Source organism: Reyranella soli (assembly GCF_007992495.1).
Classification (GTDB): domain Bacteria; phylum Pseudomonadota; class Alphaproteobacteria; order Reyranellales; family Reyranellaceae; genus Reyranella; species Reyranella soli.
In genome coordinates this window covers 23640-42703 of sequence record NZ_BKAJ01000040.1, presented here as the reverse complement: position 1 = coordinate 42703, position 19064 = coordinate 23640, and the positions used below count along the sequence as shown (strand labels likewise).

The following is a 19064-nucleotide window of genomic DNA, read 5'->3' as shown; positions in this document are numbered from 1 at the left end:
GGCCCGCATCATGAGCGGGCCAGAGGCCCGCGCTCCCGTCACATCACCCGAGCGGCAATGCCGCGCCCTGCTTTACCGTGCGCAGGGCGAAGGAACTCCTGATCTGGGCGATGCCCGCGATCTTGGTGAAGTCCATGACGAAGCGCTCATAGGCTTCGAGGTCGGGCACGACGATGCGCAGCAGGTAGTCGCTGTCGCCCGTCATCAGGTAGCACTCCATGACCTCGGGTCGCGCTGCCGCGGCGCGCTCGAAGGCCTGCAGCGCCTTCTCGTTCTGGGTCGAGAGCGACACGCTCATGAAGACGTTGACCGACAGGCCGACCGACTTGGCGTCGACCTGCGCGGCATAGCCCTTGATGACACCTGCCTCCTCCAGCGCCTTGACCCGTCGCCAGCACGGTGAAGAGGAGAGCCCGACCTGCCCGGCGAGGTCGGCATTGCTCACCCGGCCGTCCTTCTGCAGATGGTCGAGGATGCGCCGGTCGATGGCATCAAGGGAGATCATTGCTTAAATTTCCTACTTTTGGCGCAATTCTACCCTATACAGACCCCCAAAGGGTCCAAACGCAAGGACTTTCCCCCGAGCCAGGCGTATGCCGTGCCCATGACCACGATTGCCCCTGTTCAAGAGTTGAAGGCGCAACGTCTGCGGCTCCTGCGCGAGCTCGAGCGCAAGGTCCTGTGGCTGAGCGCCTGGACCATCCACAACGCCAACCACCTGCGGCCCAACCGCGACGGGCTGAAGGTCGGCGGCCACCAGGCTTCATGCGCCTCGCTTGCGACGGTGATGACGGCGCTCTACTTCTCGGTGCTGAAGCCGGAGGATCGCGTGGCGGTGAAGCCGCACGCCTCGCCGGTGTTCCACGCCATCCAGTACCTGTTCGGCCATCAGACGCAGGAGAAGCTCGAGCACTTCCGCGGGCTGGGCGGCGCGCAGTCCTATCCCTCGCGCACCAAGGACGTGGACGACGTCGACTTCTCGACCGGCTCGGTGGGCCTCGGCGTCGCCATGACGCTCTTCTCCTCCCTTGTGCAGGACTATGTGCGCCTGAAGGAACTCGGTGACGGCAAGCGGCCGACGGGTCGCATGGTGGCGCTGGTCGGCGATGCCGAGCTCGACGAAGGCAACATCTTCGAGGCGCTGCTCGAAGGCTGGAAGCACGACGTGCGGAACCTGTGGTGGGTGATCGACTACAATCGCCAGAGCCTGGACGGCGTGGTCAACGACCGCCTGTTCGGCCGCATCGGCGAGATGTTCGAGCTGGTCGGCTGGCGTGTCGTCACCCTGAAGTACGGCATGCTTCTGGAAGCCGCCTTCACCCAGCCCGATGGCGAGCATCTGCGGCAATGGATCGACGATTGCCCCAACTCGCTCTATTCGGCGCTGGTGTTCAAGGGCGGCGCAGGCTGGCGCGAGGCGCTGACGCGCGACCTCAACCAGTATCCCGGCATCCGCCGCATCCTCGACCAGCACGACGACGAGGCGCTGCACCGGCTGATGACCAACCTCGCCGGCAACGACATGCAGGCCGTGCTCGATGCTTTCGAGGGCGTCGAGGGCGACCAGCCGACCTGCTTCATCGCCTACACCATCAAGGGCCAGGGCCTGCCCTTCGCCGGCCACAAGGACAACCATTCCGGCCTGATGACGCTCGACCAGATGGCGGGCTTCAAGAAGGGCATGGCCATCGCCGACGGCCTGGAGTGGGACAAGTTCGCAGGCCTCAAGGCGACGCCGGCCGAGCTGCAACAGTTCCTGGCCGAAGCGCCGTTCAACGCCGAGGGCCGCCGCCGCACCGAGGCGCCGGTCGTGGCGATCCCTGCAGCACTGCCCAAGCCCAACGACAAGGAATCGAGCACGCAGGCGGGCTTCGGCAAGATCCTGAACGCCATCGCGGCCGAGGACAGCGAGCTCAGCAAGCGCATCGTCACGACCTCGCCCGACGTCACCGTCTCGACCAACCTCGGTGCCTGGGTGAACCGGCGTGGTCTGTGGGCACACACCGAGGCGGAAGACGTCTTCCGCGAGTTGAAGGTCGTGTCGGCCCAGCTCTGGCGCAAGACGCCGCGCGGCCAGCACATCGAGCTCGGCATCGCCGAGAACAACCTGTTCATCCAGCTCGCCGCGATGGGGCTCAGCCACCAGCTGTTCGGCGCCCGCCTGCTGCCGATCGGCACACTGTACGACCCCTTCATCGCCCGCGGCCTCGATGCCCTGAACTACGCCTGCTACCAGGATGCGCGGTTCATGATCGTGGCCACGCCCTCGGGCGTGACCCTGTCGCCGGAAGGCGGCGCGCATCAGAGCATCCATACGCCGTTGATTGGCATCGGCCAGCCCGGCCTGCTCTCGTACGAGCCCGCCTATGTCGACGAGCTCGCCGTGCTGATGCGCCATGGCCTGCAATACATGCAGCTGGACAAGGGCGGCTCGGTCTACCTTCGCCTGTCGACCCGCAGCCTGCCGCAGCCGCAGCGTACGCTGACGCCCGGGCAGGAGTCCGACATCGTCGCCGGCGGCTACTGGTACGCCCCGCCCGAGCCGGGCAGCGACGTCGCCATCGTCGCAATGGGCGCCGTCACGCCCGAGGCGATCGCCGCGCACGAAAACGTGGCGCGCGATTTCGTCGGCGCCGGCCTTCTAGTGCTGACATCGCCCGACCGCCTGCATGCCGACTGGCTTTCGGCCCAGCGAAATCGTGGTCGGACGGCAGGCCTGGTCGATCGAAGCGCAGCGCCGGTCGAGCGCCTGCTGGCGCCGCTGTCACGCGACGCCCGCTTGGTCACCGTGCTCGACGGCCATCCGCTGGCGCTCTCGTGGCTGGGCTCGGTGCGCGGCCAGCGCGTCGTGCCGCTGGGCATCGAGGCCTTCGGACAGTCCGGCGACATTCCCGACCTCTACCGTGCCTACAAGCTCGATGCGGCGGCGATCGTCGACGCCGTGGCCCGTTCCATCGCTTGACCTTCACCACGGCGCGGCGAAGCATGGCTCATGCCGTTGCTTCGCTGCCTATCGTGGATCGCCTTCCTGTTGTCGGCCACGGCCGCTGCGGCTGAGGACGCCGTCGTTCGCGGCCTGGATTACATTCCCCTCGCCGTGAAGGATCTGGAGCAGGCGCAAGCCGACTTCGAAGCGCTCGGCTTCGTCCTGAAGCCGGGCCGGCCGCACGCCAACGGGCTGCGCAACACGCACGCCAAGTTCCCGGACGGCACCGAAATCGAGCTCATCACGGCGCTTTCGGCATCGGACGCACTCTCATCCGACTATATCGAGTGGCTGCAGCGGGGAGACGGGCCAGCTTTTCTCGGTTTTTTCGCTTCGAACCCGAAGGCGCTGAAGGAGCGGCTTGCGTTGCAGAACCTGTCACTCGAGCGAGTGTTCTTCTCCCGCCGGCAGCACTCGCCGACCGACCGGCCTGAGCATTTCGCTCATCCCAACACGGCGTTCGCCCTTTCCGGCGTCTGGCTGGCAGGCGCGGAAGCCGAACGCCGCTTGCTGCCTCTGCTGGGAGCCAACCCGGTAGAAGCACCGGTTTGCAGTCCATTCGGCGCCGATGCAGCCGCCTACTCCTTGCCGGAAGCGCGGGTCGTCTTCCTGCCCGCAAAGGTTCAGCTCGTGCCCGGTCGATCGATCGTCGGCGTGACGCTAACGGTCAGGGACCTGCAGGCTGCTCGACATGTCCTCGAAACCGGCCGGGTAGCCATCGCACGGCCGCCCGGATGCGAGGGCCGCAGCTTGTGGGTTGGCCCGAACGCGGCCCACGGCTTGTGGCTGGAGTTCCACCAGCCGACCCCGCCATAAAGCAGCGAACGTGCGAAATCTCACCGACTCGTCATCGCCGTCGTGATACGAAGGGGTAGCTAATCCTTCAACAACCACGGCCAGGCGGATCGCCGTGAGCGGGGAGCACGACCAGAGCAGTTGGCCGATCGCGGTCTTTGCCGCGCGCTTGCGACTGGCTGGCGTTCGCGTCGGCCCACGCGAGTACGAGCAGGCGCTGTTCGTCGTCGCCCAGCAGCCGACCTGGGCGCGTGAGCGGCTGCGCGGCATCCTGGCCGGCTTGTTCATCGCCGGCCCGGCCGACCGCACTCTGTTCGACGCCGTCTTCGACCTGGTCTTCACCGAGAACCAGATCGCCCCGTTGAAACCGGACGCGGCGCTGTCGCCGGGCGGTCCGCCGCAGGACGCTACCGAGGCGCCCGTTTCCGGCAAGCCGGACGAACCCGCCGGGCAGCGCCGCAAAGACAGCCCGCCGCCGCCAGAGACCGCCTCTCCACCGAAAAAAATCGTGAGGGTAGTCCGGCGCGCCCTGCCGGCCGACAAGCTGGGCTGGACGCTGCTCGCCTTCGTTCCCTGCGCCGTGATCGCCTACCTGCTGTACGACACCAGCGAAGCGGCCGTGACGGTTGCCGGAAGCCAGACCGCCGAGGAGGCGCCGCCGGTCGCCTGGTTGTTCGCCGCCTTCGCCGGCGCCGCCCTGCTCGGCCCCATCCTGATGGTCCTGCGCCTGATCACACGCCGACGGGTCGACGAAGACGGACTCGCCAGGCCCAAATCCGATCCGACCTTCCATCGCGAACCAGCCGGGACGCCACGCTTCACCTTCCGGATGGGGGCCGTCGGCGGCGCGCTGCCGCCGCGTCTCGACCCCGAGCGACTGCGCACGATCGTCGACCTCTTCGTCTATGCCAACGGCGAGGAGGAACTGCGCGAGCTCGACATCGACCGCACCATTTCCGCCGTCATCGCTGGCGCCGGCATGGTGACGATCCTGCATCCGCGCCGGCGCGTGCTGCCGCTGATCGTCATCCTCGAGGATGCCAATTCGTCGGCACGGCTCTGGAACTCGATCCCCGAGGAGCTTGCCCACGGGCTCAACCGCCGCGGTTTCGACGTCGTCCGCCGGTCGTTCAGCGGATCGCTGCACCGCGCCGCCGACCGGCCGGGCGAAGCCGCCCGCCGCACCGCGCTCGCCACCGAGATCGAAAGCCTGATCGACGATTCCGGCTACGCCGTCACCATGGTGTTCAGCGACTGCAATCTCTGGCAAAGCGCCGATGCCCGGCTGCTGGCACGGCTCGGCATGGCAGGCCGCGCCTTCTGGTTCGACGACCGCGATCGAGAATTGTGGGATTCGCGCCTCGACCCGCTGCGCAATGCGCGCATCCCGATCTACGAGGCGACCGGCGAAGCGACCGAGGAAGCGCTACGCGTCGCCTATGCACCCGTCCGCGGCATCGGCGCGCGGGCGCGCACGGCCGGGGCGGCCCTCGGCCGGCGTCGCCACTCGGGACTGGCCGGCGAGGTCCACGCCATCCTGGGCGGCGCCATCGGCTGGGCGCGCCATTGCGCGCTGGTCGAACCCGTCTCGCTGGCGTTGGCCGAATCGATCCGGGCGACCTTCCACGAGCGCGTGCCGTGGATCGCCCTGTCGCGGCTGGCGGCGCTGCCCGGCACGACGGTGGCGGCCGAGGGCCTGCGCTTCGACAGCCGCGTGCGCAGCCTGCTGATCGCCGAGCTGGCCACGCTCGAGGCGCCCAGCCGCAAGGACAAGGTGATCAGCCACGTCCGCAAGATCATCGAGCAGCACGAGCCCGCCGCCGACGCCGGCGACACCGCGCATGCGAGCTGGCAGCTCTCGATCCAGAACGTCGAAGTGATGCGCAAGCCGGATGAGGCGTTGGCCGAGATCGGCCGCATCCGCCAGTCGGGACTGCTGGCCGACGAGCCGATCGCGGAGTTCCTCGAGCGGCTGGTGCCGACCACCGCCGGCGGGCGACCGGATTTCGAGACGCACGAGACGTCGATCCGCCTGCCGGTACGGCCGCGCCGCTCGGAATCGCTCGAGCTGCTGCGCTCGGCCCAGGCACCGGAAAGGCGCCCGGCGCCGCACCATCCGGTGTGGCACATATCGACTCCCGAGCTGCGGCTGGGCGAGCCGCTGATGCATCAGGTGCTTCGGCCGGCGATGGCGTTCGGCCAGGACGACGAGCTGATCCTGCAGACCACGACCGACCCGGCGCAGGGAGTGCGCATCGTGTCGATCGACGTTTCGTCCGGCCTGGTGAAGGAGACCATCGGCGACGTCGGCGGGCCGTTGAGGACGATCGTGGCGCACGACAAGGTCGTTGGGTTCGCCACGGAAAGCGGCCGCATCGGCGCTTTCATGTTCGAGGCCGTGGAGACGGGCGAATCGGTGACGACCAGCGAACAGCCGGCAAAGAGGTGGCGGCAGTACGACGTGAGGGATTCCGTCGAACCGAATGAGCCGATCCTGCTCTGCGCTTCGTCCTTGCGAGCAGAAGTGCTGGCCTGGCTACCCCGACGCCGGGTCATGTGGCGGCTCGCGCAAGGCGATGAGCCGCAGACATCGACGGTGCCGACCGAGCAGGAGGTCGGCGCCATAGCCGATGTGTCCGAGAATTTCATGATTGCCGGCTGCACGTCGGGCGCCCTGCTGTCCGTTCCCAAGAGGAGCCCCAACGGATCGCCCGAGATCTCGGCGCTCGACGCGCGCTTCCCCGGCCCGATCACGGCCCTGGCGAGCGCGTTCCTCGAGATCCGCAACACCGACGGCGACGGCCTGACGCGGGTCGTCGCGGCCTATACCGAGCGCGCCTCGGGCCGCCACTACATAGCCGCGCTCGACCTCCACCTGTCGCCGTCGCGGCGCGCCGTCGAACGCGCTTGGCGGCCGGTCGAGGTGCTGGCTGAGCCGCATCAGCTCTATGTCACGGCCAACAGCACGACCGTGCTGGTGGCGATGAACGATCTGGTCGATGTGATCGATCTCGACGCCGGGATGTCGATTGTCGCCTCGGAAGCCGACATGCTGCTGAACAGCCTGGGCTTCTCGGCCGAGCAGGGGGCGCGCGTGGCGGCGGCCACGCTGGCCGGACGCCGCATCGCCGTCACCACGGCCTTGCCACCACGCCTGGAGGTGAGGAAGCTGGAGCGGGTCGAGTTCGCGACGGAACCGGCGGAAAGCACCCAGGCCTCGCCCGAGGCCAGTGCCGAACCGGAAGCTGCGGCCAAGGAGGCGCCGGCCGCGTCATGAACGACCGCAAGGTGCGCATCGAGCTCGCGATCGACCCGCTGACCCGCCTGGTCAGCCGGATCGACGGCGCTGGTTCGCACCCGATCGACCTGTCGCGCAGCCGCGCCATCGATCTCGGCGAGGGCCGCACCTCCACTTTGGGAGAGGTCATCGACACCTATGCCGAGGCCACCCAGTTCTTCGACGTCCAGGAGTTCTTCACCGTCTACGCCCAGCAAGCGATCGGCGAGATCCTGTTCGAGGCGCTGGGCGGCGCCAAGGTCCTGAACGAGGAAGGCGGCTGGCTGGAGATCGCCGTCTGCTGCAGGCCCGGCCCCGGTGGCGCCGACGTCAGGCGCGAGCTCGAGCGGCTGCCGTGGTCGTTCCTGGCGCGGCCCGATGCTCGCGGTTCGTCGTTCCTGATCAACGACGAGGAGAATCCCTGGGTGGTCACGCTCGACGGGGCGCCCGAACTCGCGCGCGAGGAAGTGCTGTTCCCGCCCGAGCCGCGCATCCTGCTGATGATCGCCGGCGACGATCCGGCAACGCCCGGCTACGACCCGAACAAGGATCAGGCGCCGGCGCACGAGGAAGAGATTCTGGCCGCCCTGAAGAGCTGCTATTCCGCCGCCGCCTTCGTCGAGAACGTCAAGGTGGCGCGTCGATGGAAGGATGTGATCGCCCTGCTCGATGCCGGGTTCGCGCCGCATGTGCTTTATTTCTACGGCCACGGCGAGTCCGACGGCAAAAGCAGCCAGCTCCTGTTCCGGGCCAATCCCGGCGAGCTGCCGCGGGTGAGCCCGACCCAGATCCGTCGCGTGCTCGAGGACCAGGCCGCCAGGGGCTTGCGACCCAAAATCTTCTTCGCCAACTGCTGCCACGGCAACAGCGCGCCGCGCTTCGGGCTGGGCGAGGAGCTCTCGGCGCTGGTTCCCTGCCTGATCGCCAACCGCACGGTGGCCGGCGTCGAGGAATCACGCCTGATCGGCCTGCACGTCCTGGAATCCCTGGCGCGCGACGGCACCGCGCCGGATGCCCTCCTGGCCGACGCCGTTCGCAAGGTGCTGACGAACGTGTCCGGCAGCACCGTCGGCGGCCGGTGGGGCTGCCCCGTGGTCTATACGCGCTACGCGAGCTGGATCGCGCTTGCTCCCGAGAAGCGCAGCGATATCCGCCCGGTCACCGCCGGCGATTTCCCGGCGCGGGTCGATCGCCACGAGCCGGTCAAGCATGCCACGGCGGCCTTCGCCAGCCGGCTGGGCGGCAAGGGCATCACGATCGATGGCATCGCCTGGCAGGCCGAGGAGCGCCAGGGCCTGACCAATTTCAGCCGGCGCCTGCGTGACGTGTTCAACGAGCAGTTCACGACGACGCCAATCCGCGAATGGATGGTCCGCTTCCAGGCCGAGTCCTACCCGGCCGCCGGTGACGATTCAGATGAGCTGGTGCCGCACTTCGCCAAATCGATCTACGCTGCACTCGCCGGACCGGGCGATCCGTTGCGGGCGCCCGACAAGGCGGTGCAGCTGAACGACGTCGTCAGAAAGCTCACCCAGTCCGTCGCCACGGCGGGCTCGACCGTGCTGTTCAGCCACGAGCCGATCGACGCCAAGCGCCAGGTCTTCCTGCGCGATTACTGGCTCACCTGGGCAGAAATCCGCAAGCGCATCGAAAAGAACGCCAAGGCGCAGGCGCTGCGCATCCTGCTCGCCTTCCCGCTGCGCGTCGGGCCGACCGATTCGATCGACATCGCCAAGGTCATGGCGGTTTCGGACTTCCTGTCGCTGACGCCGCTCGGTGTCTTCGAATCGGTATCGCGGGACGAACTGGCCGGGCATCTGCGGGATTTCACCGCCTTCTACAACGTGCTCGACCATCAGGTCGACCGCGTTGCCGCCGACATCCATACGCGCACGAACGGCGTCTTCGATCAAACCCACATTGCATTGAAAACCAAGGCAGGCATCGCCTGACGTTTCCGGAGGGTGTCATGGTGAACTACGTGTTCGATCTGGTGCAGCACGCCGAGCAGAACGGCGGCAACAACGATCTCGGCGGCATCCTGAAGGCGCGGCCCTTCCAGCTCTTCTACGCCGACGTCAAGGAAGAGGTCGCCAACTATATTGCCAGCGAAGGGCTGCGCGACGCCGTCAACGTCAGCATGGCGACGGGACGCCCGCTGCTGCTCACCGGCGAGCCGGGCACCGGCAAGACGACCGCGGCGACCTGGATGTCCGGCATCTTCGGCCTCAACGCCGCCCGCTTCCAGGTCAAATCCAACAGCCGGGCGCAGGATCTGCTCTACACCTTCGATGCCGTCGCCTATTTCCGCGAATCGCAGATGGCCGCCGCCAACCGCACGCCCGCGCCGTCCAAGGGCGAGTTCGTCCAGAAAGGACCGCTGTGGCAGGCGATCGAAGACGCCGCCGACAAGCCGCAGCTGCTGCTGATCGACGAGATCGACAAGGCGCCGCGCGACTTCCCCAATGATCTTCTGCACGAACTCGACCGCATGGAGATCTTCTGCGCCGAACAAGGCAAGACGGTGACGCTGAAGGACAGGGCGCTCCGGCCGGTCATCGTCATCACGTCCAACTCCGAGCGCCGCCTGCCCGAGCCCTTCCTGCGCCGCTGCATCTATCACAACATCGTCCTCGACCAGAAGATGCTGGAGCGCATCGTCGATGGTCGTCTGAAGCAGACCAAGGCCTACTTCGAGGCCGAGGCGACGTTCCGCACGGCCGCCACCAAGTGCTTCTTTGCCCTGCGCGACAACGACAACCTCCAGAAGAAGCCGTCGGTCGACGAATTCTGGCAGTGGCTGGCATTCGTCGGATCGTCGAACGCCGCCGCGCGCGCCAAGGTCATCGAGATCGCGGGCGGCGGACGCTTCTCCGAGCTGCCCTCGCTGTCGGCGCTCGTGAAGCTGTCCGAGGACCGTGCCCAGCTGCCCTGACGGCGAGGATCGCGCCATGTCCGACGTCTCCCAGCCTGCCAAGCCGGTGTACCGCGACATGTTCACCGGCTTCAGCGCGGCCGATTGGCTGTTCGTCGTCCTGCTGTACGTCGCGCTGGTCTATCTCGTGCTGCAGATCATCCTTCAGTTCTTCGGCACCGCCTACTCGTTCGACTTCATGCCGATCGTCAACGGCGCGCTGTTCATCTTCGTCGCCTGGGACTGCGTGCGGCTGAACCGGCGCATGAAGGGCATCTTCGATGCCCTCGACCAGAGCGGCTCCATCACCTTCAAATCGCCGCAGGCGCGCCAGGACGTGCTGGATGCAATCTACCGGCTCGACCGCCAATACGGCGCGGCCATGGCCGCGGTCGTGCTGATCACCATGGTCGTCAGCATCCTCTACTATTTCGACTTCTTCTCCGGTGCTCGGCCCGACTTCGCCAATTTCCAGATCGTCGATCCGGGCGGCAAGCGTGTGCGCTCGCTGTTCGAGCCGATCGCGCTCCTGCTGGTGGCCGGCATCGCCGCCCTGCTGGCCGGATACTTCCTCGGCGCCATGATCGCCAATGGCCGCCTGCTCGATGTGCTGCGCGGCTTCGACTACGAGCTGTCGGGCTTCAACAGCGACAGCGGCGTCAGGACACTGCAGCTGATCGAGTCGATTTACGCCTTCGCCGCGCGCGTCACCCTGTCGTTGTGCGCCGTGCTGGCGGCCTGGTGGGTGGTCTTCCGGCTGCAGCTGCCGTTTGCCCAGGAATACGCCCAGTGGGAGGTGCCGTTCCTCGGCCTGTGGTTCATCGCCCTGGTGAGCTTCGTGATGGCCGTGCTGGTGCCCGTGCGCGCCTTCCAAAGCCGCCTCGACGAGGTCTATGGCGGCGCCGAGGCGCACGAGCTGGTGCGCAGCCAGCTCGCCACCGCGCGCATCGACCTCGCCACGCTCGACAAGCAACTGGCAGGCGCGGCCCCGGCCGATCGTGAGCGCCTGCAGCGTCATCGCGACGACCTCAGCCGCTTCGTCGACACGCTCGACAAGCGGGTGTTCCGCAAGCCTCTGATGCGGACGACCGTGCTGGGCGCGCTGCTCGCCATCAACATCGCGTTCTTCCTCATCTTTCTCGTGCTTCCCGTTGGCACGCCGTCCCCGGGAGGGGAGCCCAAGCAACAGCAGCAGGATCAGCGGCAACAGCAACAACAACAGCAGCAGCAACAACAACAGCAACAGCCTCCAATCGCTCCGCCGGCGAAGAAAGGGTGACCATGAGCGACTGCCTGCGGCTCCACGCCTTTCCCGCCAACGAGGGCGACTGCCTGCTGATCGAGTACGGCGACAGCGACAAGCCGCATCGCGTGCTGATCGATGGCGGACGCCTCGCCACTTACCACGACCATCTCGGCCCATTCCTCGCCGACCTCAAGGACGGCGAGCGCAAGCTCGAGCTCATGGTCGTGAGCCATATCGACCGCGACCACATCGAAGGCGCGCTGGCCCTGCTGCAGGACGCCGAACTCACCCTCGCCGCCGACGACATCTGGTTCAATGCCTTTCCTCATCTGGAGGGCAAATCGGTCCCCGTTGTCCTCCCGGACAACCAGATCCCCGTCCTGAGCGCCAAGCACGGCGAACTGCTCACGGCAGCAATCCGCCAGCGCAAGTGGCCCTGGAACAAGGCGTTCGACGGTGCGGCCGTCGCCCTGGGCGACGACGGCAAGCCGGTGCGCCGCAAACTCGCGGGCGGCGCGGTCATCCACCTGCTGTCACCCAGTCGTGAGAAACTCACAGCCCTGATAAAGCCTTGGCGGAAGGAGTGCGCGCGCGCGGAAATCGTCCCGGGTCTGCTGGCCGTGGCCGGCGCCGGTGCGGCTGGCCAGGTTGCCGTGCTGGCGGCGCGGGACTCGGCCGACCTGGAAGCCCTCGCCAATCGCAAGACGCCCGATGACACCGCGCCCGCCAACGGCTCGAGCATTGCCTTCCTGTTTGAATATGGCGGCTGGCGCCTGCTGCTGGCGGCCGATGCCCATCCGGGGCTACTGCTCGACGGGCTGCGCGCCTATGATGGCGGCAAGGCGGTGAGCGTCGCCCTGTTCAAGCTCTCGCATCACGGCAGCAAATCGAACATGACCCGCGACCTCGGCGCGGCCGTCGCCTTCGAGCATGCGCTGGTCTCGACCAGCGGCTCCCAGTTCAGTCATCCCGACCAGGAAGCATTGGCCCGAGTCATCCTGGCTGGCGATGCCAAGAACGTGCATTTCAACTATCGCAACGACATCACGGGCTCGTGGGACAACGATCCCCTGATGAAGAAGTATGGCTATCTCGCGACCTATCCCATGGCCGCCAACGGCTATTTCAGCGCCGAATTCACCAAGGACGGCCTGCAGCGCCTGAAATGACGCGGATCGCTTGACCTCCGCCGGCCGGGGCCTCTATCTCCGGCGCATGAAGGTCGACGGCACCCCCTACCGCACCATCTGGCTCGGCGCCGACGGCACGACCGTTCAGGTGATCGACCAGACCCTGCTGCCGCATCAGTTCGTCGTGCGCGACTGGCGGACCATGGAGGATGCCGAACGCGGCATCCGCACCATGATCGTGCGCGGGGCGCCGCTGATCGGCGCGGCGGCTGCTTATGGCATGGCCCTTGCGATGGCCAGGGATGACTCCGATGCCATGCTGACCCAGGCCTACACCACCCTGATGGCGTCGCGCCCGACCGCAGTGAACCTGCGCTGGGCGCTCGACGATCTGCGTAATCTTCTGGCACCCCTGCCGCACGCCAAGCGCGCCGATGCCGCCTATCGCCGTGCGGCCGAGATCTGCGACGAGGACGCCGAGATCTGCCGGCGCATCGGCGAGAACGGTCTCGGTCTCATCCGCAAGCTCAAGCCCAAGGGCGATCGCATCAATGCGCTGACCCACTGCAACGCCGGCTGGCTCGCCACGGTCGACTGGGGCACGGCGCTGGCGCCGATCTACCAGGCGCACAATGCCGGCATCCCGATCCATGTCTGGGTCGACGAAACCCGGCCCCGTAATCAAGGTGCCAGCCTGACGGCGTGGGAGCTCGCCAAGCACGGCGTGCCGCACACCGTGATCGCCGACAATGCCGGCGGCCATCTCATGCAGCGCGGCCAGGTCGATTTCTGCATCACCGGCACCGACCGCACGACGCGGCGCGGCGACGTCTGCAACAAGATCGGCACCTACCTGAAGGCGTTGGCCGCGCACGACAACGGCATCCCGTTCTATGTCGGCCTGCCCTATCCAAGCATCGACTGGACGATCGAGGACGGCGCCGCCATCCCGATCGAGGAGCGTCACGCCAGCGAGGTCTCGCGCATCGCCGGCCGCACGGCCTCGGGCGAGGTCGTCACGGTCGACGTGCTGCCCGAGGGCAGCCCCGCCGCCAATCCCGCCTTCGATGTCACGCCGGCGCGGCTGGTGACCGCGCTGATCACCGAACGCGGCGTCTGCCCCGCGAGCGAAGCGGGCCTCCTGTCGCTCTATCCCGAACAGTCCCAGGCGGCGTGATCACGCCCGCCCAGCGATCCGCCCATCTCGCGACCATCGGCCTCGGCTTCACGCAGATCGTGGGCTGGGGCACGACCTTCCTGATGCCCGCGGTGCTGGGCCGCCACATCGGCGATTCGCTCGGCCTGGCGAGCGAGGTCGTGTTCGCCGGCATCACCGTGATGTTCGGCGTGGGCTCGCTGCTCGCACCGCAGGTCGGCCGGCTGGTCGACCGCATCGGTGCCCGCACCATCATGGCCTCCGGTTCGGCGCTCTACGCCGTCTCCATCGCGGCGCTGGCCTTCAGCCAGGGCATGGTGAGCTACCTGCTGTGCTGGGCGGCGATGGGCATCGCGTCGACCTTGGCGCTCAGCACGCCGTCCAGCATCGCATTGGCCCAGGTCGCGGGTCCGGGCGCGCGGCGCGCCATCGGCATGCTGGCCATCATCGGCGGCTTCGCCTCGACGGTGTTCTGGCCGCTCTCGGGCGCACTCGACGTAGCGCTGGGCTGGCGCGGCACGCTCCTGGTCTATGCCGCGATCCATCTCTTCGCCTGCCTGCCGGTCCATCTGCTGGTGCTGCCTCGGCGGCCGCCGGCGCATCATCTCGCCGCAGCAGGCAGTGCGGCGGCGAGCGGCGTGCCGTCGGAGGTCCGGTCTCGTGCGTTCCTGCTGTTGTCCATAACGCTCTCCAGCGGCGCCTTCGTATTCACCGGCGCCATGGTGCACATGATCGAGCTGATGCGCGGGCTCGGCCATCCTGCCGCCGTCGCGGTGTTCCTGGCCTCGCTGATCGGGCCGTCGCAGGTCACGGTGCGCATCTTCGAGCTGCTGTTCGGCCATCGCTACTCGATCATGAACTCCGCCGTATTCGGCTCGGCGGCCCTGGTGCTGGGACTGGCCGTGGCGATGATCGACGGCGGCAACTTCGTCTTGGCACTGGTCTGCATCGTCTCCTACGGCATCGCCAACGGACTCAAGGCCGTGCAGCGTGCCACCCTGCCGCTCGCCCTGTTCGGCCGCGGCCAGTTCGGCGCCTACATGGGAAGGCTTGCCCTGCCGCAGGGCATCGTCTCGGCGTCGGCGCCGCCGGTCATCGCCGCCGTCCTCAGCAACGGCGGCACAGCTGCCGCCCTATGGCTGATCTTCGCAGCCGCCATGCTGTCGCTGGTCACCATGATCATGCTGGCCCGGTTGGCGAAAAACGTTCGTTGAGCGCAGCGACGCTCACTTGTCGAGGCTGGTCCGGGTGCCCGAGGGTTTCCTGGAGGCCGTGGCAAAGCCCTGCGGATCGACCCACATGACGCACGAGCAGCTCGGCAATCCGTCGCCGTAGAGGTCTCTTAGGTACATCTGCCGCGCCTGGGCCTCCATGATGGCCGTCGTCAAGTTTGCCGCAGCGACGAGCACGCGATGGTCGCCGCACAGGCTGGCGAGCGTCCAGCCCTGCCTGACGGCCGTGACCTCGGCGCCGCAGTCGCTTTGGCCACCCGACATGGCCTCGCATTTGCGCAGGGCCGAGGCCAGGGCTGGGCCGTAGTACTCGGACGTTCCGACGCCCCACGAGCCGTCCAGCGCCAGCGTCACCACGGTCCATTCCGACACGGGCTGAGCGGCCAGCGGAGCAGGCAGCAGCAAGACCGCCGCCAGAAACGCGAGGATCGCCTTCATGAGACCTTCTCCGAGCCGGACCACGGTCTCACAATCCATTGCCAGGGTCGGTGGCAATTCGCACAGTGCACGATACGCTGGGGTCATGAGCCAGCCCATCCTCATTCGCTCCAGCGTCGACCGCCACGTCGGCTGGCTGGAATTCAACCGGCCGCCCGTCAACGCCTTCACGCGCGAGATGGTCGACGAGACGCATGATGCCATCGTCGCCGCGCTCGGCGATCCCGAAGTGCGCGTGCTGGTGCTGGCGAGCGCGCTCCCGCGCTATTTCAGCGCCGGCGCCGACCTGCACGTCTTCAAGGGCATCGGCCAGGACGGCATGCGGCGCTGGGCCGAACGCTGCCACGACATCGTGCGCCTGCTACGCAACTCACCCAAGCCGCTGCTCGCCGCCATCAACGGCACCGCGGTGGGCGGCGGGCTGGAGATGACGCTGCATTGCGACCTGCGCTTCGCCGCGACCGACGCAAGGCTGGGGCAGCCCGAGATCAACATCGGCTTCATCCCGCCGATCGCCACGACGCAGGCGCTCGCCCGCCTGATCGGCCGGCCGCGCGCCATCCGCTATCTCTATGAGGGCAGGCTCGTGCCGGCGGCCGAGGCGCTGGATTGGGGCCTTTTGGACGAGCTGGTCGAGCCTGCCGGGCTGCAGGCGCATGTGCAGGCCTATGCCGAGACGCTTGCCGCGAAGTCGCCGGCGGCGCTGGCCGCCATCCGCCGCACCGTGACCCTGGGCGGCGGCATGACCTTCGAGGACGGCATGGCGCTGGAGCTCGACACCGTCGTGCAGCTCGCCGTCACGCCCGACTTCGCCGAGGGCGTCGACGCCTTTCTCGCCAAGCGGCCACCGACCTGGCGATACTGAAGCACGACGCTCACGCGTGCCGAACGTTCTTGCCCGATACCCAAGCCATCAGCAGCGTGCCATCAACGGCGAAGTGGTCGGTCGCCAGAAGACGCTTCACGTGCGGATCGGCGATCACCGCCACCAGGAACTTCCGCACAATCGCTTCCGTCAGCAGCCGGTTGCGGTTGGTCGCGAAGGTTGAATGGTCCCACGTGGCATCACCGGTTCCCAACCCGACGAACCATCGGAACAGGAGGTCGATCTCCATCCGATCCATCAGCTGGCGCTCGGAGCGTATGCCGTAGAAGCTTTGCAACAGCATCGCACGCAGCAGTCGTTCCGGCGGGATCGACAGCCGTCTCGGCCCTTCGAGCTTGGCAAATTCTCCCGTCAGGTCGCCGAGAGCCGCGTTGGCGGTTTCCCGGATCATCCCTAGCGGATGGTCCTCCCAGATCGCCATGGTCCCGTCGCTCCCCCGAGGTGGAATTGGCGAACGCCACCTTCACCGTCGCCAGGGACGCAATCAATTTGCATGGCGCACCCAAAGCTGACCTTTATTGGGCGCATTTTTCTCGGGAGGATTCTCCATGACGACGCTTGCCCCGGTCGACTCCCTCGACATTCAGATCATCGTAGACAACGTCACCGATTCGCTGTCATCGGTGCCCTCCTTCATCGAGACGGAGCTGGGAGGCCTCGGCCGACGGCGTGGCGGCGCCTGGGTGCTGGGCGGCGGCTGTCTATGTTGCGCTGCGCACGGTCTTTCCTGCCTGCTCACCGTGAAGAGTGGCGGTCGCAGCCATTCCGTGCTGTTCGACACCGGACCCGAGGATCGCGTGTTCGAGCAGAATGTCTCGCGGCTCGGCCTCGATCTCGGCCCGGTCGAGGCCATGGTGCTGAGCCACGGACACTGGGACCATGCCGGCGCCATGTTGCGGGCGCTTCAGCTCGTGCTCGATCGCAACGGCGGCAAGCGCATCGGCTGCTACGTCCATCCCGACATGTTCCGCAGCCGCGCCGCCAAGTTGCCGGACGGCTCCTTCCGGCCGATGGAGGACGTGCCCTCGCTGGCCGATCTCGAGGCGCAGGGCGGCGACGTCGTCTGCACGCGCGAGTCGCAGCTCATCGCCGACCGCGTGTTCGTGAGCGGCGAGATCCCGCGCCGCACGCCGTTCGAGACCGGCCTGCCCGGCCAGCACCGCCGCACCGAGGACGGCAACGGCTGGGAGCCGGACGAACTTCTGATCGACGAACGTTTCGTGGCGGTGAATGTGCGCGGCAAGGGGCTGGTCGTGCTGACGGCCTGCAGCCACGCCGGCGTCGTCAACGTGCTGCATCACGCGCGTGAGTGTTTTCCGGACGTAAAGCTGCATTGCGTGCTGGGTGGCCTGCATCTATCGGGGATCAATGAGCGCGTCATCCCGCAGACGGTCGAAGCCCTCAAGGGTTTCGACCTCGACGTCGTCGCTGCCGGCCACTGCACCGGCTGGCGCGCCATGGCCGCCCTCACCAACGCCTTCGGCGACAAGAAACTGACGCCGCTGGCGGTGGGTAAACGCCTCAGCTTCTAGATTCATGCTCTTCTGGACTGCGCGCATCCTGCGCGGTCATGATCATGAGCGCGCAGGATGCGCGCGGTCCGGAAGACTCAAGTCGGGAAGATGTCCTTGCGGACGATGGCGTGGACGCCCCAGTTGCCGTCGACCACCTGGGTGATGCCGAAATCGACGGCGATCGACATCAGGCTGATCGCCTCGTCCTCGGTGAGGTTCTTGGCCGTCATCAGGAAGCGGCGCATCTTGCGGAAGGCGTCGCGCATGGCGAGATCGACCGAGGATTTCTGGAAGATGGCGGACTGGGCCGCAGCACCGAGATCGGCAAGGTAGTTGGGATAGCTGAAGCCCTGCAGCACCCACTCGTCGCGCGTCTCGATCATCGGGAAGTCGAGTCCCTCGATCGGCGTGCCGGCAAGCTCACCCGCCTTGTGCAGGATGACCTGGAAGGTGCCGGTCAGGGAGCATTCGATTGCCGTGCCGCAGAGCTCCGAATCGCCCTGCGAGGCGTGCGGATCGCCGACCGACAGGAGCGCGCCCGACACCGCAACCGGATAGTAGACCGAGGCGCCCTTGCCGATGCGCCAGTTGTCGATGTTGCCGCCGGTATAGCTCGGCGGCACCGAGTTCACGTCGTCGGCTTCCTTGGGCGCCAGCCCCATTACGCCGAAATGCGGCCGCACCGGGATACGCACGCCCTTCAGCACATCCCAGTTGCGTGTCGTCAGCGCGTGATCGACCGGCAGCCCTGGATAGTCGATGGTCGGATGCTTGACGCCGAACGGGTCCATGACCTCGGGCCAGCGGAAATTGTAGATCGCACGCGCCCAGTTGCGCTCGCCCGTGGCGTCGAGCTCGTAGATCGTCACGACCTCGCGCGTGTCGCCCGTGAGAAAGTCGTTGTAGTGGAAGCCCCAGTTGGCGGCGGCGTTGCTGCCGAAGGCCAGGCCCCTGAACTGCGGATTGGCACTCGGCCGCAGCGTCACGTCGACGATACGCACTTCCAGGACATCGCCAGGCTCAGCGCCGCGCACCAGCACCGGACCGGTGCAGACATGAACGCCCAGCCCCTTGCCGTCGCCCTCTCCGGCGCCGCGGCGCATCACGCCCTTCCTGTCCTTGGTCCAGAGATAGACACTTTCCGCACCGGGATCGCCTTCGATCATGCGTTCATGATCGTCGCTCGCCTGGTGTGTCAGCGTTTCGATGGTGGCGAAGTCACCCGAGTCGATCTCGAGCTGCGGCTTGAGGTTGCGACTGAAATAGCCCCAATGGACCGTGTCGGCGTTGGCGGGCAGGTGGTGGTGCCGCGTCACGGCCGACACCTTCTTCGGCAATGCCACGCCACCGGCGGCCATGGCGGCGATGCCGCCCTTGGCTGCGAAGGCGCTGGCCAGGAAGGCACGCCGCTCGCGCGCCATGTCCTCGACGAACTGCCGGTGATGGATCTCGAAGTCGGCGCAGCTGGGATCGTCGCCTCTGCACATGGG

The 19064-nt window shown here is 67.2% G+C and carries 14 protein-coding genes and 1 pseudogene; 11 read left to right on the top strand and 4 right to left on the bottom strand.

Annotated features, from left to right (window positions below; translation table 11 throughout):
* Positions 1-43: 43 nt before the first annotated feature.
* Positions 44-505 (bottom strand): Lrp/AsnC family transcriptional regulator, encoded by a 462-nt coding sequence (locus tag RSO01_RS13905; protein ID WP_147149699.1) that lies wholly within the window; start codon positions 503-505, stop codon positions 44-46.
* 99 nt (positions 506-604) lie between these two features.
* Between RSO01_RS13905 and RSO01_RS13900 the strand changes: the two genes are divergently transcribed.
* The 9 genes from RSO01_RS13900 to RSO01_RS13865 all read left to right on the top strand — a co-directional run bounded on the left by RSO01_RS13900 (position 605) and on the right by RSO01_RS13865 (position 14718).
* A complete protein-coding gene (locus RSO01_RS13900; RefSeq protein ID WP_147149698.1) occupies positions 605-2962 on the top strand; it encodes a thiamine pyrophosphate-binding protein in 2358 nt (785 codons plus the stop codon).
* A gap of 30 nt (positions 2963-2992) precedes the next feature.
* Complete coding sequence (locus RSO01_RS13895; protein ID WP_147149697.1) at positions 2993-3802, top strand: VOC family protein; 810 nt, start codon at positions 2993-2995, stop codon at positions 3800-3802.
* A gap of 94 nt (positions 3803-3896) precedes the next feature.
* Entirely contained in the window at positions 3897-7058 is a 3162-nt protein-coding gene (locus tag RSO01_RS47230) for a hypothetical protein (RefSeq protein WP_170303044.1), read from the top strand.
* Positions 7055-9010, top strand: coding sequence for a hypothetical protein (locus RSO01_RS13890; RefSeq protein WP_147149696.1), 1956 nt, complete (start codon positions 7055-7057; stop codon positions 9008-9010). Before RSO01_RS47230 ends, RSO01_RS13890 begins: the two co-directional genes overlap by 4 nt.
* A gap of 17 nt (positions 9011-9027) precedes the next feature.
* Positions 9028-9993, top strand: coding sequence for an AAA family ATPase (locus RSO01_RS13885; protein ID WP_147149695.1), 966 nt, complete (start codon positions 9028-9030; stop codon positions 9991-9993).
* 16 nt (positions 9994-10009) lie between these two features.
* A complete protein-coding gene (locus tag RSO01_RS13880) occupies positions 10010-11251 on the top strand; it encodes a hypothetical protein (RefSeq protein WP_147149694.1) in 1242 nt (413 codons plus the stop codon).
* A gap of 2 nt (positions 11252-11253) precedes the next feature.
* Complete coding sequence (locus RSO01_RS13875; protein WP_147149693.1) at positions 11254-12387, top strand: ComEC/Rec2 family competence protein; 1134 nt, start codon at positions 11254-11256, stop codon at positions 12385-12387.
* A gap of 46 nt (positions 12388-12433) precedes the next feature.
* On the top strand, positions 12434-13525 hold the full coding sequence (mtnA, locus tag RSO01_RS13870; protein ID WP_147149704.1) for an S-methyl-5-thioribose-1-phosphate isomerase: 1092 nt from the start codon (positions 12434-12436) through the stop codon (positions 13523-13525).
* Positions 13522-14718, top strand: a complete 1197-nt coding sequence (locus RSO01_RS13865; protein ID WP_147149692.1) for an MFS transporter — start codon at positions 13522-13524, stop codon at positions 14716-14718. Before mtnA ends, RSO01_RS13865 begins: the two co-directional genes overlap by 4 nt.
* 12 nt (positions 14719-14730) lie before the next feature.
* Here RSO01_RS13865 and RSO01_RS13860 read toward each other — a convergent pair whose 3' ends face one another.
* Positions 14731-15174 (bottom strand): hypothetical protein, encoded by a 444-nt coding sequence (locus RSO01_RS13860; RefSeq protein ID WP_147149691.1) that lies wholly within the window; start codon positions 15172-15174, stop codon positions 14731-14733.
* Between the two features lie 85 nt (positions 15175-15259).
* Between RSO01_RS13860 and RSO01_RS13855 the strand changes: the two genes are divergently transcribed.
* Entirely contained in the window at positions 15260-16039 is a 780-nt protein-coding gene (locus tag RSO01_RS13855; RefSeq protein ID WP_170303043.1) for an enoyl-CoA hydratase/isomerase family protein, read from the top strand.
* A gap of 19 nt (positions 16040-16058) precedes the next feature.
* On the opposite strand, the pseudogene RSO01_RS13850 reads toward RSO01_RS13855, so the two are convergent.
* A pseudogene (locus RSO01_RS13850) lies at positions 16059-16481 on the bottom strand (transposase); the annotation flags it as partial.
* A 127-nt stretch (positions 16482-16608) separates the two neighbouring features.
* On the opposite strand from RSO01_RS13850, the gene RSO01_RS13845 reads away from it, so the two are divergent.
* Entirely contained in the window at positions 16609-17592 is a 984-nt protein-coding gene (locus tag RSO01_RS13845; RefSeq protein ID WP_147149688.1) for an MBL fold metallo-hydrolase, read from the top strand.
* Positions 17593-17669: 77 nt separating this feature from the next.
* On the opposite strand, the gene RSO01_RS13840 is transcribed toward RSO01_RS13845, so the two are convergent.
* Complete coding sequence (locus RSO01_RS13840) at positions 17670-19061, bottom strand: acetamidase/formamidase family protein (RefSeq protein ID WP_147149687.1); 1392 nt, start codon at positions 19059-19061, stop codon at positions 17670-17672.
* Positions 19062-19064 lie beyond the last annotated feature (3 nt).